The sequence below is a fragment of the Actinoplanes sandaracinus genome (assembly GCF_030009775.1).
Taxonomy (GTDB): domain Bacteria; phylum Actinomycetota; class Actinomycetes; order Mycobacteriales; family Micromonosporaceae; genus Actinoplanes; species Actinoplanes sandaracinus.
In genome coordinates this window covers 17,837-33,192 of record NZ_JASCTH010000052.1, presented here as the reverse complement: position 1 = coordinate 33,192, position 15,356 = coordinate 17,837, and the positions used below count along the sequence as shown (strand labels likewise).

At 69.4% G+C, this 15,356-nt stretch carries 10 protein-coding genes, 2 pseudogenes and 1 riboswitch; of the genes and pseudogenes, 7 read left to right on the top strand and 5 right to left on the bottom strand.

The window, feature by feature from the left end:
• Nucleotides 1–138 precede the first annotated feature (138 nt).
• A riboswitch (cyclic di-AMP (ydaO/yuaA leader) is annotated at nucleotides 139–276 on the bottom strand.
• A gap of 489 nt (nucleotides 277–765) precedes the next feature.
• Nucleotides 766–1,911, top strand: a complete 1,146-nt coding sequence (locus QLQ12_RS44830) for an LCP family protein (protein ID WP_456049097.1) — start codon at nucleotides 766–768, stop codon at nucleotides 1,909–1,911.
• Nucleotides 1,912–2,006: 95 nt separating this feature from the next.
• Here the strand turns inward: QLQ12_RS44830 and QLQ12_RS47295 are convergent, their stop codons facing one another.
• The gene (locus QLQ12_RS47295) at nucleotides 2,007–2,378 is read right to left on the bottom strand and encodes a GGDEF domain-containing protein (protein ID WP_456049098.1); all 372 of its coding nucleotides are present in this window, start codon (nucleotides 2,376–2,378) and stop codon (nucleotides 2,007–2,009) included.
• A 289-nt stretch (nucleotides 2,379–2,667) separates the two neighbouring features.
• Here QLQ12_RS47295 and QLQ12_RS44825 point away from each other — a divergent pair, with 289 nt between their 5' ends.
• From QLQ12_RS44825 to QLQ12_RS44800, 6 genes and pseudogenes are all read left to right on the top strand, one after another.
• The gene (locus QLQ12_RS44825) at nucleotides 2,668–3,672 is read left to right on the top strand and encodes a LacI family DNA-binding transcriptional regulator (protein ID WP_282767191.1); all 1,005 of its coding nucleotides are present in this window, start codon (nucleotides 2,668–2,670) and stop codon (nucleotides 3,670–3,672) included.
• A 731-nt stretch (nucleotides 3,673–4,403) separates the two neighbouring features.
• Entirely contained in the window at nucleotides 4,404–5,675 is a 1,272-nt protein-coding gene (locus QLQ12_RS44820) for a glycoside hydrolase family 43 protein (protein WP_282767190.1), read from the top strand.
• 105 nt (nucleotides 5,676–5,780) lie between these two features.
• Entirely contained in the window at nucleotides 5,781–6,767 is a 987-nt protein-coding gene (locus QLQ12_RS44815) for an aldo/keto reductase (protein ID WP_282767192.1), read from the top strand.
• Between the two features lie 3 nt (nucleotides 6,768–6,770).
• On the top strand, nucleotides 6,771–7,430 hold the full coding sequence (locus tag QLQ12_RS44810) for a hypothetical protein (RefSeq protein WP_282767189.1): 660 nt from the start codon (nucleotides 6,771–6,773) through the stop codon (nucleotides 7,428–7,430).
• A 22-nt stretch (nucleotides 7,431–7,452) separates the two neighbouring features.
• Nucleotides 7,453–7,590 (top strand): annotated as a pseudogene (locus QLQ12_RS44805) (RICIN domain-containing protein); the annotation flags it as partial.
• Nucleotides 7,568–8,020 (top strand): annotated as a pseudogene (locus QLQ12_RS44800) (RICIN domain-containing protein); the annotation flags it as partial. The pseudogenes QLQ12_RS44805 and QLQ12_RS44800, both read left to right, overlap by 23 nt.
• Before the next feature lie 120 nt (nucleotides 8,021–8,140).
• Here the strand turns inward: QLQ12_RS44800 and QLQ12_RS44795 are convergent.
• Genes QLQ12_RS44795 through QLQ12_RS44780 form a run of 4 tightly spaced genes read right to left on the bottom strand, consistent with a single transcriptional unit; the run spans nucleotide 8,141 to nucleotide 15,125 of the window.
• A complete protein-coding gene (locus QLQ12_RS44795; RefSeq protein WP_282767188.1) occupies nucleotides 8,141–8,290 on the bottom strand; it encodes a hypothetical protein in 150 nt (49 codons plus the stop codon).
• Between the two features lie 10 nt (nucleotides 8,291–8,300).
• Nucleotides 8,301–8,954, bottom strand: a complete 654-nt coding sequence (locus QLQ12_RS44790; protein ID WP_282767187.1) for an ABC transporter ATP-binding protein — start codon at nucleotides 8,952–8,954, stop codon at nucleotides 8,301–8,303.
• A 13-nt stretch (nucleotides 8,955–8,967) separates the two neighbouring features.
• Nucleotides 8,968–12,045: an FtsX-like permease family protein gene (locus tag QLQ12_RS44785; RefSeq protein WP_282767186.1), complete on the bottom strand. Its 3,078-nt coding sequence runs from the start codon at nucleotides 12,043–12,045 to the stop codon at nucleotides 8,968–8,970.
• Complete coding sequence (locus tag QLQ12_RS44780) at nucleotides 12,042–15,125, bottom strand: FtsX-like permease family protein (RefSeq protein ID WP_282767185.1); 3,084 nt, start codon at nucleotides 15,123–15,125, stop codon at nucleotides 12,042–12,044. Before QLQ12_RS44780 ends, QLQ12_RS44785 begins: the two co-directional genes overlap by 4 nt.
• Nucleotides 15,126–15,356 lie beyond the last annotated feature (231 nt).

Sequence of the window (15,356 nt, the reverse complement as noted above, 5' to 3'; positions counted from 1 at the left end):
TCGTCACCGGAGTCGCCGGGAGCGGCGAGCAGCCGGGGGGCCGCGGTAGCCGGCGTCGGAGCGACGGCCAGTCCGCACGCGGTGACGAGCAGCGCCATCAACGCCGCTAATCGCCGCGCAGTGTTCTGCTGCACAGGCATTTCCTTCCGTCGGCCGCCGGCCGGGTTAGCTGACGGGTTCGGGACGAAGGAAATCCCTACCGCTAGGCGCGGATTCACCCCGGAGGAAATGTGGATCCCCGGCTCGCCATTGACGGCGATTAGGCGGCGGTTCCCGTACGGGAACCGCAACGACCATACCCACTCGATTCAAGAATCGACAGTTCTCGCACGCACGGCATTCGCCCCGACACGAACAGTGACACCATTAACCCAACGTGATTGCCCAGTAACACGATCTGCCTACTCGACCTGTTCCGCAGCGCTATTTGACGATGGGTCACGCGATCACATCGGTGGGCCGCCGGGCAGGTTCGATGACGACCGCGCGCAGCAACCGACGTTAGTTCCGGGGCGGCTCCTGAACTGTGGCGTGCACGCGGCGAACACAGCTGACCAGCGGATTGCGGCGGGTCAGGACCTCGTAATCCGAAGGTGCAAAGCCTTTACGCCCTGTCCATTGCCATGGACCTCAGGGCCATGAACAGCCTCCGTCGACAGCGTCGAAGATCACATCACGCCACGTAGGCGTCGTGGGTTCCGTCTACCAGTTGACAGGTTGATACATCGTTGCTGTCTGATATCGGAGCCATTATTGGGGGACGGCTTGACGAAGACCGCGAAGCGTCGCGCACCATTGTGGGCGCGGATCAGTGCTGTCGTCGGCTGCCTGCTGATGGTCACCAGCGGCGCCACCCTGGTCACCGGTAAGGCGCTGGTCGCGAAATACACCGGCGGCATCACCAACGAGGACCTGCTCGACACGGGCGGGGCCCAGACGGCGCCTACGAAGAAGGACCTCAAGGGCCCACTGAACATTTTGCTCGTCGGCATCGACCCGCGGAAGGAGACGACTCCGCCGCTGTCGGACTCGATCATCATCGCGCACATTCCGGCCGATATGAGCACGGCGTACCTCTTCTCCATGCCCCGCGACCTCTACGTCGAGATCCCGGCGGACGCGAAGTCGAACACCAGGGCGCGCCGGGCGAAAATCAACTCCGCGATGGCGGACGGCAGCCAGGTCAACGGCAAGATCGATGTCACCAACGGCTTCAAGGTGCTGTCGAAGACCGTCAGTGGTGTCACTGGTATCAAGGAGTTCGACGCGGCGGCGATCATCAACTTCGGCGGCTTCAAGGACATCGTCGAGGCCCTGGGCGGCGTCTCCATGGTCATCGACATGGACGTGAAGTCCGAGCACCTGACGCCGGAGGGCAAGCAGCGCCCGCGGCTGCCGAACTGCCCGGTCACCAGCAAGTGTGAACACCCGTACACCGGCCCGCAGGCGTACTACAAGAAGAGCACCAAACCGGTCCGGCTCCAGCCGTGGCAGGCTCTGGACTACGTCCGGCAGCGCTACGAGTTCAAGGGCGGTCCCACGATGACCGACTACGACCGGCAGCGGCACCAGCAGCAGTTCATCAAGGCGATGGCCAAGGAGGCGATGAGCAAGGACATCGTCACCGACGTCGGCAAGATGACGAAGATCCTGGACGCGGCCGGTAAGTCGCTGACCTTCGACGGTGGCGGCAACGGCCCGATCGAGTGGGCGCTGGCGCTCAAGGACCTCAACGTCGACGACATGGTCACGGTCAAGCTACCCGGCGGCGGAATCTACGAAGGCCCCGACTACATCGCTGAGGAGTTCCGTCCCGCCCTGGTCGCCAACGAGTTCTTCCAAGCGGTCAAGGAGGACCGGGTCGCCCCGTTCCTGCTCGACCACCCACAGCTCGTGAACATGGACAGTTGAGTAGGGCTCGGGAGTTCTGCCGCGACATCAGCGGAGCGGGTGACAACCGCGTCGTTGCTGGCGACTTCCCCGCCGAGCCGGCCGTGCGCAAAGGGCTACCCCAAGCGCACACCTGCATGTGTTGATCGCGGCTGACCAGAATGCGCGCGACCCGCTGCTCCCTGGCTTGATCGCCGGCCTGGTTCGCTACTGACCGTTTCCTCGGCGATCGGACCCGTGGCCCGATCGCCGGGACGGGGGCAGAATTCCTCACCACCGAGCCTGCCTGCCTCGTCACCCGTACGCCGGCCCCGCCTCAAGACCGCACCGAAGTTTCGCAACGCCTCGTCGCCGGCGGCGTGCCCATACACGTCGTTCAGGGCCTTGAAATGGTCCAGGTCGGCGGCAATCACCGCTACGGTGCCGCCCTGTCGCACAGCGTCCAGCGTGGCGGCGGTCGCAACCTCAAAAAAGCCACGCCGGTTCAGTACGCCGGTCAGCCCGTCTAAGCGGATCAGCAGGCTGTGCCGGCCGTTGTCGTCGGGTTCGCCGTCGGCGCCGACGTCGGGCAGTCAGGCCCACTCGTAGAACCATGGTCCTTTCGAGCCGTTGCGGCGCTGCGCCGGGCCCACGCCGTAGCGGGCAGCTTCTCGGCCAGTTGGTCGGCGCGGCAGCGGGTCTTACCGCCATCGATCGGTACGAGCGCGTCAGGCGGCCGGGCCCGGCGAGGGCGCCGCTATGGTTGGTCGCGTGGAACTCGGATCGCAGCGGCAGACCATGCGGGACGTCGCGCGGCTCGCCGGCGTTTCGGTGACTACTGTCGGTAATGTCCTCAATCGCCCCCATGTGGTGGCCGCCGATACGCGCACGCGCGTCGAGCAGGCCATGGCGCAGGCGAACTTCGTGCGCAGTAGCCTGGCACGCCAGTTGAAGGGATCCCCCAGCCCGGTGGTCGGGGTGGTCATCCTGGACATGCGGAACCCGTTCTACTCGGAGCTGAGCAGGGCGGTGGAGGATCATGTGTTCCAGGTCGGATGCACGCTCATGGTGTGCAGCACCGACGGTCAGTTCGAGCGGGAGCGCCGGGTGCTGGCGGCTCTGGAGGAGCAGGCCGTTCGCGGGATCATCGTGACGCCCGGGGACCGGGACCTGTCCCACATCGAGGCGCTCGGATCCCGGGGCACGCCCGTGGTCCTCGCCGACTACGCAAGCCCTGATGCCGATCTGTGCTCGGTCTCCGTGGATCATCACCTCGGCGGGCGGTTGGTCGCGGAGCACCTGCTCGAGCTCGGGCATCGCAGGCTGGCATTCATCCAGTCGGAGGTGCCGATGCAATCGACCAGGGAGCGCTATCGCGGCTTCCGGGAGACCTTACGGGCCGCCGGGCTGGACCCGAACCGGTCCTTGTTCGACGTGTCGGTGGAGGCCCTTCCGTCCGTGGGCTTCGACGAGGGCGTGATCGACGCGATTGTGTCGTGTGACGACGTGCCGACGGCCGTCGTCTGCATGAACGACGTCGTGGCCAGAGGTGTGTTGAGCCGGTTGACCTCGCGAGGGATCAGGGTTCCGGAAGACATGAGCGTCATCGGGTACGACGACACTCCGTTCATCAGCCACCTGTCGCCGAGCCTGACCACCGTACGGCAACCCACGTCGCAGGTCGGCCACGAGGCCGCGGAGCTGTTGCTGAGTGAGAGAGAGCCGAACCACGCGCACCGGCAGATCCAGTTCCGGCCGACGCTGGTCGTCCGCGGCTCCACCGGGGCTCCGCGCTCCCGGTGACGCCCGGTGGCGGCTGGACCGGGTGAATCCGCTGTCCCGGCTCACACAATCACCGGCGAAACGTCTTTATTGGTCTTGGCGCGATAAAACGGACTAACAGCCCGTAGCTTCGCGCGCCCCTTATCCTCGTCTGGGTGCTGCGGCGCCCAGACGCTTGTGTCTGGCATCGGACATACCCAGTTTACCTGCATCAACGCGCCAGTATGCCGACCTCCTTCGCCTCGAAGCGGTTGCCGGGTGCGGTGCGGCAGAGCGTAATGCTGATGGCGCTGCGAAGATTCTCGATTGTAACGTTGAAATCGAGCCGTGCCGTGGTTAGTCTATGAACGCGAACATGCGGCGGCTTCGATGCCTACCGCAGTGTTCCCGGCCGGGCCGGGGGTGCCGGTCGACCGTCGGTTCGATGGCTGACCGGCTCCTGCGAGCCAGCGCGTCGGTCGGTGCCGGTTCTGCGACGAATGCAAGGCGACAGTCGTGCGTCATGCCGTTCCGGCGCGCCCTGTGAGCGTTAACCGTCCCTGTGCGTCGGCGTTTCTCTATCTCCTGGGCAGGAACTCATGCACCTTTCCGCGGTGGTGTCCCGTAGCGTCCGAGGTTGGTCGGCGGCGTTGCTGATGACTGTGACGGCCGCTACGGGTGCCGACCCTCCATGGCCACTCCTCCACATCGGCACGGCGGGCGGCGAGCCCTCAAACGGAAACGTCGCGCCGCCCGCGACGGCGGCGTACGTGATGGCCTCCTTCACCGAGTCACCCTCAGGTATCGGAAACGACTACGGCCTGCATCTGTCGGTGAGCCCGGACGGCCTCAGCTGGATGCCGCTGAACCAGAACAACCCGATCATGACTCCGGCAGCGGGTGCACGCGGTCTGCGGGACCCTTTCATCCTTCGCAAACAGGACGGCACGTTCGAGATCATCGCCACCGACCAGCGCGGCCAGGTCTTCAGCGACCGCAGCCAGTACGTCCATGTCTGGGACTCGCCGGACCTGCGCACGTTCACCTACCGGCATCTCAAGCTGCACGAGTTCGCGACGCACACGTGGGCGCCGGAGGCGTTCTGGGACTCGTCGCGACGCCAGTACGCCATCATGTACTCGGCCAACGTCAATGGACGGGACGCGTTCTACGTCAACTACACCACCGACTTCGTCAACGTCAGTGCGCCCCAGCTGTTCTTCGATCCCGGGTTCAACGTGCTCGACGGCACGATGCACCTCGGGAAGGACATGAACTACCTGTACTACAAGAGTTTCGCGGACGGCCGGCTCTACGGCGCCCGGTCCGCCACGCTCGAGCCGGGCAGCTTCGACCGGGGGACGTACACCAGCGGGCTCATCCAGGGCGGGGCGATCGAGGCGCCGATCGTGAACAAGGCCGACAACAGCAGCACCTGGTACCTCTGGGGCGACTCGTTCGTTCCCGTCAACGGCGAATTCTACGTGTGGCGCTCGAACGACATCGGCGGCGACAACTGGACGCCGCTGAGCAAGAAGGACTACAACCAGCCGCTGAATTCCAAACACTCCAGCATCGCCTCGATCACCGCCACCGAGATGACCCAGCTCATCAATCGGTGGGGAACGCCGGCGTGGAACCGGATCAAGTCCTACAACCTGCCGGACAGTTACATCCGGCACGCCAACCATGTCGGGCGCATCGATCCGTACCCGTTCGACCCGTATCCCGACTCGCAGTGGCGCCTAGTACCCGGCCTGGCCGACCCGAACGCGGTCTCGTTCCAGTCGGTGAACTTCCCGAACCAGTACCTGCGTAGCAGAGGCGGTCCGGTGGTTCTGGCGGTCGACGACAACTCCGCCGCGTTCAAGGCCGACGCCACGTTCGCCAGGGTGCCCGGTCTTGCCGACAGCGGCTGGACCTCGTTCCGGTCGATCGTGGACCCGGCCCGCTACCTGCGGCATGTCAACAACATCCTGCGTGTCGACCCGATCGGCGGCGGCGTCACCGAGCGGCAGGACGCCACCTTCAGCATCGTGTACTGACCGGATGCCGGCCGGTGCCGGGCCGTCGGGCCCGCGGTGCGGCAGGCAATTAGACCAGAATAAACCGAATCGTTCGGAGGATTGAGTATGTCATCAGAGGTGTCGATGGAGCAGCGGATGCTCGGCAGGACCGGCCGGGAGGTGGGCGTCATCGGGCTCGGCACGTGGCAGCTCGGTGCCGACTGGGGCGACGTGAGCGAACCGGAGGCGCTGGCGACGCTCGCCGCCGCGGCCGACAGCGGAGTGACGCTGTTCGACACCGCAGATGCGTACGGTGACGGGCTCAGTGAACAGCTCATCGGCAGGTTCCTGAAGGAGCGACCGGACGCGGGCATCGTCGTCGCGACGAAGGTCGGCCGTCGCGTCATGCCGCAGCATCCGGAGTTGTACCGGATGGAGAATCTGCGGGAGTGGGTGGACCGGTCGCGATCCAATCTGGGAGTCGACAGGCTGGATCTGGTGCAGCTGCACTGCCCGCCGACGGCGGTGTACTCCACGGATGCGGTTTTCGACGCGCTGGACACCCTGGTGGAGGAGGAACGGATCGCCGCGTACGGCGTCAGTGTCGAAACCCGCCAGGAGGCGTTGGCGGCAATCGCGCGGCCCGGAGTGGCCAGCGTGCAACTGGTGCTGAACATGTTGCGGCAGGCGCCTCTCCAGCAGGTGTTGCCGGCGGCACGCGCGGCCGGGGTGGCGATCATCGCTCGAGTGCCGCTCGCGAGCGGGTTGCTGTCGGGCCGTTACGACCTCACCACGACGTTCGCCGAGCATGACCACCGTCACTACAACCGGGACGGTGCGGCGTTCGACATCGGTGAGACGTTCGCCGGCGTGCCCTACGAGATTGGCCTGGAAGCAGTGCGGCGCCTGGCGCCGCTGGCACCCGCGGGGGCCACGATGGCGCAGTTCGCGTTGCGGTGGGTCATCGACCAGCCCGGTGTCAGCGCCGTGATTCCGGGGGCTCGTACGGCGCGGCAGGCACAGGGCAACGCGGCTTCGGCGTGCTTGCCGCCGTTGTCGGCCGAGGTGCAGGAGGCGGTGCGCCACGTCTACGACGAGGTCGTCGCACCGAGCGTCGCGGATCGCTGGTAGGCGATGACGATGCTGGAGGGCATCTCGTCCGACGGCCTCACCGTGCGAGTGGGGCACCGGCGGAATCCGTATGCGTACCTCTTCGACGGCGACCAGTTCGATGAGCTGTTGTTGCGGCTCGGGCGTCGGCGGGCGGACAGCATCTGGCGTCACCACCGCAGCGGTGAGGACCGGGCACCACACGGCCGGTACGGGCGGCCGTGCATGGCGTTCGTCGTGATGGACGCGACGGCCGGCGCCTGGGTGCCCGACACGGAGGCGGTGCTGGCCGCGATCACGATCGGTACCGACGGCGAACGGTTCCTGCCGAACGCCGCGGGTAAGGCATGCGGACACCGGCGGCTCGGCGCCAACTACGGTGAAGCCGTGCTGGTCGACTCACACCGGTGTCACAGTGGGGGGTTCCGGTACGGGCACTCCGCCGAGATCCGGGGGCAGATCGTCGGAGCCAGTTCCCAAACCACCGACCAGGACCTCTACGAGGCGGGCCACCTTGCGGCGGATCTTGTCGCGGCCGTGAACCACGCGCAGGTGGAGTGGAAGGAACGGGCCGGCCCCGGCGAGTGGTTCAACGACGGCGACGTCCCGGGCGAGGAATGCCTGGCCGCGGTGTCGTGGTTCAACCCGACGGTTTCAGCGACCGCCGGGACAGCCCAGGGTTGAAGCGCCCAACGACGGTGCCCGGCTGAGTCAGTGGACGCGGAACGACGGGGCATGGCAGCAGTGGCGGTTCGTGGATGCCGGTGATGGCTACTACCGGTTGCGGTCGCGGCACAGCGGCAAGGTGGTCGACGTCGCCGGTGCGTCGACCACCGAGCGGGCGGGAATCGTGCAGTGGGCTGAGGCGAACGGCGCCCATCAGCAGTTCCGCCTGGCGGACTTCCGCCGACGGGTTCGTGCGGTTGGTCAGTCGCCACAGCGGCAAGGCCGTCGACCTGCTGGGCTTCTCCACCGAGGACGGCGCCGAGCTCGTGCAGTACACCGATCGCGGTGGGGCCAACCAGCAGTGGCAACTCATCCGCATCGGCGCGGGCGGCGAGGCCGGGTCCTTCGCCAACCCGATCAAGCGCAACGGGCCCGATCCGTGGCTGCAGTACCACGACGGCTATTACTACCTGGCCACCACGACCTGGAACTCGACCGTCACCATGCGCCGGTCCCGCACGCTGGCCGGTCTGGCCGACGCCACCGACAGCGTGGTGTTCGACCTTTCCGGTCGGCCGAACGGCTGCTCCAACATGTGGGCGCCCGAGTTCCAGTTCCATCTGCTCGACGGACCGAACGGGCGCCGCTGGTACATGTACTACGTGGCCGGGCGGGACGTCGAGGACTACAACCCGACGCAGCGGCTGCATGAACCGCTCCACCCGCGCTCAGAGGTTCACCTGGAATGCCGACGGCACACCCCACTTCGGCACCCCGGCCGCACTCAGCGCGCCCTCCGGCGAATGATCCGTCAGGCCGTCCCCGGAGAGGATCGGTGCCGCGGAGGTCTCCAGGCGTCGGAGGTCGTCGACAATCAACCCGAAAACATCAACCACGAACCCAAGACGCCACACCATCCGCCAGATGCAGCTCACGATCACACAACGCCGCAGCCTCCGGATCATGAGTCGCCAGCACCACTACCGCACCACGCCCCGCCTCGCTCCGCAACAACTCCAACACCCGTTGGCGATTCGCCGCGTCCAACTCACTCGTCACCTCGTCGGCAAGCAGCACCTCACCCCGCAACGCCAGCCCACGAGCGATCGCCGTCCGCTGCTGCTGCCCACCGGACAGCTCATCAACCATCTGATCCGTCTGACCGGACAACCCCAGCGAATCCAGCATCTCCGCCGAATAACGGCGTGCCTCCGCCGACGACCCACCCGTCGCCAACACCGCCACCGCCACATTCTCAGCAGCCGTCAAAATCGACGCCAGACCGTTGTCCTGCGGCACCAGGACCACACCAAGACCCATCGCATGATCACGGTTGACCAACGGCACACCGTCCACCGACACCGCACCCGACCGCGGCATCAACAACCCCGCCATCGCACTCAACAACGTCGACTTTCCCGCACCCGACGTGCCGGTCACCGCCAGCAGCTCGCCGGACCGGGCCTCGACCGTCACGCCGCGCAGCACCGGGGCGGCGTCCCCGTACGCCAGGTCCGCCGCGTCCACCGTCAGCGTTGTCATCGCACTCCCTGTGTCAAAGCGTTTCGCGGCGCATTACACGCCGGCGCAGATTGCGTCCCGTGGCGACGGCCACGGCCGTGTGTACCAGCAGGACCACCGCACCCACCGCGAGCAGCACGGTGACCCGCGGCCAGCCGGGCAGTGGGAGGTCCGGCGGGTACGGGCCGGCGAGCGGCAGGGCCCAGCCGGTGACCAGCCATGCGATCGCCGCGACCAGCAGTCCGATCACTACGGCGACAGCGACCAGTGCCGGGTACGTCCAGAGCATCGCCTGTCCGGCCGGGCCGGGACGCAGCCCCTGGGTCCGCAGCGCGGAGAGGTCCTCGACCCGGCGGCGCCGGTCCACCGCTGCCGCCAGCACCAGTGCGCCCGCTCCCAGCAGTACGGCCAGAGCGCCGGTCAGCACGTGGAACCAGAGCGCCAGCGCCGGCCCCTGCTGTTCGAGGCGGTGGCGTAACTGATCGGAGCGGACGTCGGCGATGACGGTGAGACCCTGTGCCGAGACCCGGTCCAGGATGTCCGGCGGTGCCGCCGCGTTGAGCCAGATCTGTGGCGCGTTGCCGAGGCCGGCGTTCATGGTTGTCCGGTCTGCGTACTCGAGGTCGACCACGACGGCCCGGCGGCCCAGCTGGGGCACGACCGGCAGGGTCTCGGCGTTGGTGGTCAGCATGGGCTTGGCGTCCAGGCCGCTGATGACGTCGTCGGCGAGGCGGCCACCGGCCACGACGACCGGGATCGGGTCCGGGGTGCTGGCCGGCTTGATCCAGACGAGTGGGGAGACGCTGACCGATTCGGCGACGTTGAGCCGCAGGCCGTCCGGCGCCTGCGCCAGCCGTACCTCCGGGCTTGCCCGCCAGCTGTTCGGGTCGGCTAGCTGGGCCACGGGCAACACTTCCCGGTCCGGGCCGGTGGTGCGCACGCCCTGGAGCACCACCTCGGCGGTGATGGGGGACGAGCCGGTCCGGGCGAGCCCGATGCCGTCGATCCGGCATCCTTCCTGGCAGACCGCGATCCTCTGCTTGTACGTGGCCGACCGGTTCTGCAGCTCGCCGAGCTCGATCACCGCGTCCCCGAGCCCGTTCAGCGACGAGACCGACACCTGGAGCCGCAGGCCGTTCGTGCCCGGTACCAGGCCGGACGCCGACACGTCGACGGCGATGTCCGGGCCGGGGAACTCCGGTGGAGCCGGTAACTCCGGGCGCAACCGGCTGGCGACCTCGGCCGGGCCGGGTCCGTCGCTCGGCCACGCCGCGACGGCCGCCAGCCGGGTGGAGTCCACGGCCAGGCCGGGCGTGTCGGCGGCGGAGCCGCCCGGGGGCAGCCGGGTGACCGCCATGGCGAAGTCACCGTCCGGGTCGATCCGGCGCACCGCGGTCAGCAGCTGCTGGGGTTGTGCCGTCTGCACGGTGAGGACCCGATCCGCACCGATGCCGAGGGTTGCCTCGACGGCGCGGCCGCCGGCGGCGGTGTCCACCGCGCAGGTCGCGTACCCGGCCACGGCCACGGTCGCCACTAGCAGTGCGAAGAGCCGGCCGGCGCCGGGTCGGCGGGCGAGATGCAGACCGGCCAGGGCGACACCGAGGCGGCCGCGGTGCAGGGCGCGGACCGCGTACCGGCTGATCAAGGGGAGCAGGGCACGGGCGGCGAGCAGGCCGAGGGCGAGCATCAGGATGGCGGGTGCGAACAGGCCCACCCCGGTCAGCGCACCCTTGGAGAGTACGAGCTGGACCGGGGCGACGATGGCGAGGAGTACGGCGAGCGCGTCCGCCGCGATCGCCCACCGGCCGTTGGCGGTGGAGGGGTTCCGGCGCAGCAGTCCGGCGACCGAGCCGACGAACTGGCGGCGCTGGGCCACCATCACGGACAGCAGCGCTGCCCCCGCAGCCAGTGGTGCGTAGCGTAGTGAGCTCCAGCCGGAGGGGATGCCGCCGTCCAAGAAGACGATCGCCGCGGTCGCGTTGACCAGCAGCTGCCCGGTCAGGCAGCCGCACAGGGCGCCGGCCAGGACCGCGATGAGGCTCTCGCCGGCCGCCAGCCACCACCGCGTCCACCATCGCGAGCCACGCAGCGCGACGACCGCCAACTCGCTCTGCCGGCCCTCGAGGCCGTAGCCGACGGTGAGGAAGATGGTGAAGCAGGCGAGCAGGATCAGTGGCACGGCCAGCACCGGCACGAGCAGCCGGGTCGACGACTGTCCGATGTCGATGCGGTCCAGCATCGCCGTCATGCCGGTGTCGATCTGCACCGCCATGCCAACGTCGGCGGTGGTCTGCTTCAGCTTCTGCAGGTCGGCCCGGAGCTGGCCGAGACGGTCGGGGTGCAACGCGGCCGGGCCGGCCCGGCCGTCCATCGCCAGCCTGATCTCGCCGTGGTCCATCGTCTGCTGCGTCACCGCGGCGGTGAAGATCGGTTCGCCCGGGCCGGTCTCCGGTGTCGCGGTGAAGTAGCCGCGGGCGCCCCAGAAGCTGGCACTCGGCTCGGTCGGCCGGTAGGTGCCGGCGATCAGAAGTCGCCGAGGCTTCCCGTCCGGTATCCACTCCTTCCGTCGCGGATCCCGGTTCGGCGCGGCCGACCGCAGCTCGACCGAGTCGCCTGCCTTGAGGTTCAGCCGCTGCGCCGTGTGCTCCCCGAGCAGTACATCGCCCTCGGCGGCCAGGCAGCGGCCGGTCAGGATCTGCAGGTGGGCGCAGACGTCCTGGCGGTAGACGAAGCGCCCGGGGTTCGCCAGGTTCGAGTCGATGCCGATGACCCAGTACTCCGCCGAGTAGACGTAGGTGAAGCCGGGCAGGGCGACCAGCGCCTTGGCCACGTCGCCGAACTGCAACCCACCCTGCTCCGGCTGGTCCGGGTCCTGGCTCGGGTCCAGGGTGTCATCCTCGGTGACGACGCGCTCGTTCTGCACCGCGCTCGCCACCAGACCGAGCTCGTTCGGCGCGGCGGTGGCGATCTGCCCGACGGCGACCGCACGGCCAACCGCGATCAGATAGGCCGGCGCGGCGACCGCGGAGGTGACCGCCAGCAGGCCGAGCAGTGCCAGGGTGACGGCCTGCCCGCGGCGGTGCCAGAGCATGACGAAGACCAGCGAGATCATCGACCGTCCTCTTTCGGATCGGCACCGCGACCGGCCGCGGTGCCGACCGGCACGCCACCGGCATGCCGGTCAGGCGGCGGCGCCGAGCCGGGCGCTCGCAGGCTACGAAGGAGCGGCAGCACCGACAGCCACCCGGTCACGCCGAGCACGACGAGGGCGACCAGCGCGGACAGCGCGAGCACAGCGCCGCTGAGCGTGGCCGGCGGCGGCAGCACCGCCCAGCCGTCGGTGAACGGTGGCACGACGATCCGGGTGAGCGGCCCGACCAGCAAGGCGGCGAACACACCGACCGACAGACCCGCCAGTACGAGGGCGGCCGTCCCGGCACAACCGGTGGTGACCGCGACCGGGGCGGGTAGTCCCTGCAGGCGCAGCGCCTCGAGTTGCCCGCGCAGCATGGGCCGGTCGACGGCGACAGCGACGGCTGTCGTGGCCGCGGCGAGCAGCAGCGCCGCCACGCCGGCCAGCAACCCGAACCGCGCGACGGCCGCCGGTCCCTGGTGGCCGAGGACGACGGATCGTTCCGCGGCGCTGTCGTCCGTGATCACGGTGAGCCCGGCCGCGGTCAGGTCGGCCACCAGGCCCGAGCGGGCGCCGGCGGAGAGCCAGACCTGGAACTCCCCGGGCGGCTCACTCTGACCCGCGACACGGCGGGTGGCGTCCAGGTCGACGAGGATCCCGTTCGTTCCCAGCCCGGGCAGGGCCAGCGCGGTGCCGGCGACCCGCGCCGGGACCCGGCCGAACGAGTTCAGCAGCGGGTCGGTGAGCCGCCAATCGGCCGGAGCCTCGCCGGCCAGCACCACCGGCAGGGGCATCGAGGTGTCGGACGCCCAGACCTCGGTGCCACTCACCGGCACTGCCAGCTCGTTGCGGTCGGCGGACAGCCGCAGGCCGTCGCCGGTCGTGGCGATGTCGATGGCGACGCCCCCGATGGCGGGCCGCCACCAGCCGATATCGCCGAACCGGGCGGGGTCCAGGACCTCCGCCGCCGGGCCGTCCTGCCGCAGGCTCTGCAGCGTCACCACGGTGTCCGGCGGGAGCGGGCTCCACTTGCTTTTCCAGCCCGGCGCGGTCAGCCCCCAGCGGACCAGGCGACAGCCGGGCGCGGCGGCGCATCCGGGCGCCGGAGCCGAGATCGTGCCCTCCCCCGCGCCCAGAACACCGAAGTCGACCTGCACCGGCAGGCCGGTGCCCTCGTGCTGAAGCAGCAGTTCGACAGTGACCGGGGCGGTGCCCTCGTGCCGCGCCCGGAGGGTCAACCGGTCGCCGGTGACCACCGGCAGCGGCTTCACGCTGCCGGCCGCCGTCGCGTCCGGGAGCAGGCCGCCCGGCCCGTACTCGGGGCGCCACTCGGCGACCGCGGCGAGCCGCGTGGTGTCCACGGCCAGCACCGGCGGGATGGTCGTGGTGTCGGCGACCACCGCCATCGCCTCCCGGCCGCCCGGATCGGCCCGCCGGACCGCCGCGAGCAGCGCCGTACGGTTCGGCGCCTCCACCTTGAGCACCCGGGCGGCGCCCAGCTCCGCGGCGCTGCGATCGGCCCGAACGGTACGGTCGGCGGCCAGCCCACCGGCCGCCGTGGCGAAGCTGGCGACCGCCACCACGATCAGGGCGAACACCCGGTCGGCGCCGCGTTGCCGGGAGACCTGGACGGCGGTGAGGCCGAGCCGGAGCCACCCGCCACGCAACGCCACGTCGCCGGCCCGGCCGGCGACGCGTACCAGTAGCCGCGCGGCCAGCAGTGCCACGGCCAGCGCGGCGAGCGCGGGCGCGGCGGCCTTGAGGCCGTCCTCCGACCCGCCGGACCGGGACTGGTAGACCGCGGCGGCAGCGACGGCGGCGAGCACCTTGTCGACCAGGGTGGAGCGCCAGTCGGCGCGTCCCATCGCCGAGCGCTGCAGCAGCACCGCGACCGGCTGCCGCAGCACCAGCGCCTCACCGATGATCAGCACGAGCAGGCTGCCGAGCAGTACGGCGGCAACGGTGGCTCCGACGAGCAGCAGCGCGGCGCCCCGGTCGCTCGGGTGCACCGACCCGGCGAGGCCGCCGGCGAGCAGAAGCCCGGCGGGCGTACCGACCAGCACACCGAGCAGCAGCGGCACCAGATGTTGTCCCCAGGCCAGCCGCAGGATGCCGCCCCGGCTCACGCCGCGCAGTTTGAGCAGCGCCACGTCGGTACGCCGGTCCCGGCTGGTGCAGTGCCCGGCGATACCGATCGCGAACCAGGTAAGGATCAGCGTCTGCAGGCCCGCGGTCAGAACGCCGCGGCGCACCGTGTCCCGGTCCCTGGCGATGCGCTCCAGCACCGTGTTGATGCCGGTGGTCATCCGCAGCCGGTCCAGGCTCAGCCGTGCCTCGGCATCGGCCAGCGCGACACCGAGGCGCTGCGCGCCGTCGCCGCGGATCAGGTCTGGCGGGACCTGGACGTCGTAGGTGAGCGTCGGCTCCGGGAACCGGTCGGAACCGAACGTCTCGACCGGTGTGAAGACCGGGTCCAGTCCGGGGGCCTCGGCCCGGAACAGCGGATTGCTCCAATACGGGTCCGCGGGATCGCGCATCGAGTAACGGGCGACGACCGTGAACTGAAAGGGGGTGCTCAACCGGTCCAGCAGGGTCAGTTCGTCGCCGGTCTCCAGGCCCAGGTTCTGGGCGGTGGCGTTGCTGACCGCGATCTGGAGGGGGGCGGACGGACAGGGCCCATCGAGGCGGACGTGCTGACAGAGGTCGTCCCGGTAGGCGACCGCCATGGTCGCGTCTCCGCCGGCCCGGGTGACACTCAGCGGCAGCCGGATCCCGCGCACCGGCTGGTCCAGTGAGCTGGACAGCTCACCGGCGGCGACGTCGGCGAACCGGCGGAGCGCGTCGGCCGCGTCATTCTGGGTGCTGGTCTCGGTCTGGATCGAGACGTTGCGCTGGGCCGCCGAGGCGACGCTCAGCTGCGCCTCGGCGGCGCGGGTCGCGGATGCGTAGGCATACCAAGGACCGGCGGCAGCGACGGCGGCGGCCAGCGCGGTCAGCACAAAGAGCGCCAGCACCTGCGCGGTTCGCGCCCGCACCGCGTCGAAAACGAGCGCGAACAAACTCCACCCTCCCCCGATCAACGGGCAGGCTACGCGATAGCCACAGCACGTGGGGGGCACAGTGGATCTACGGCGAGCCTACGATGAACCGTGACTTGGTCGGACGATCTGATCGCTACGCTCCACACCGTCCGCTGGCAGGTGACCACGGACCAGTCGATCTCCTACCGGGAGATCGTCGGCACGCGTTCGGGCTCGGCTCGGCGCTGTTCGGCCCGCGCCGCAGCGTGC

What these genes read in the sequence shown, in the direction of transcription:
- QLQ12_RS44825 (WP_282767191.1), top strand. Translation starts at nt 2,668, where the DNA reads ATGCGGGACGTCGCGCGGCTCGCCGGCGTTTCGGTGACTACTGTCGGT.
- QLQ12_RS44820 (WP_282767190.1), top strand. Translation starts at nt 4,404, where the DNA reads ATGGCCTCCTTCACCGAGTCACCCTCAGGTATCGGAAACGACTACGGC.
- QLQ12_RS44815 (WP_282767192.1), top strand. Translation starts at nt 5,781, where the DNA reads ATGGAGCAGCGGATGCTCGGCAGGACCGGCCGGGAGGTGGGCGTCATC.
- QLQ12_RS44810 (WP_282767189.1), top strand. Translation starts at nt 6,771, where the DNA reads ATGACGATGCTGGAGGGCATCTCGTCCGACGGCCTCACCGTGCGAGTG.
- QLQ12_RS44790 (WP_282767187.1), bottom strand. Translation starts at nt 8,954, where the DNA reads ATGACAACGCTGACGGTGGACGCGGCGGACCTGGCGTACGGGGACGCC.
- QLQ12_RS44785 (WP_282767186.1), bottom strand. Translation starts at nt 12,045, where the DNA reads ATGATCTCGCTGGTCTTCGTCATGCTCTGGCACCGCCGCGGGCAGGCC.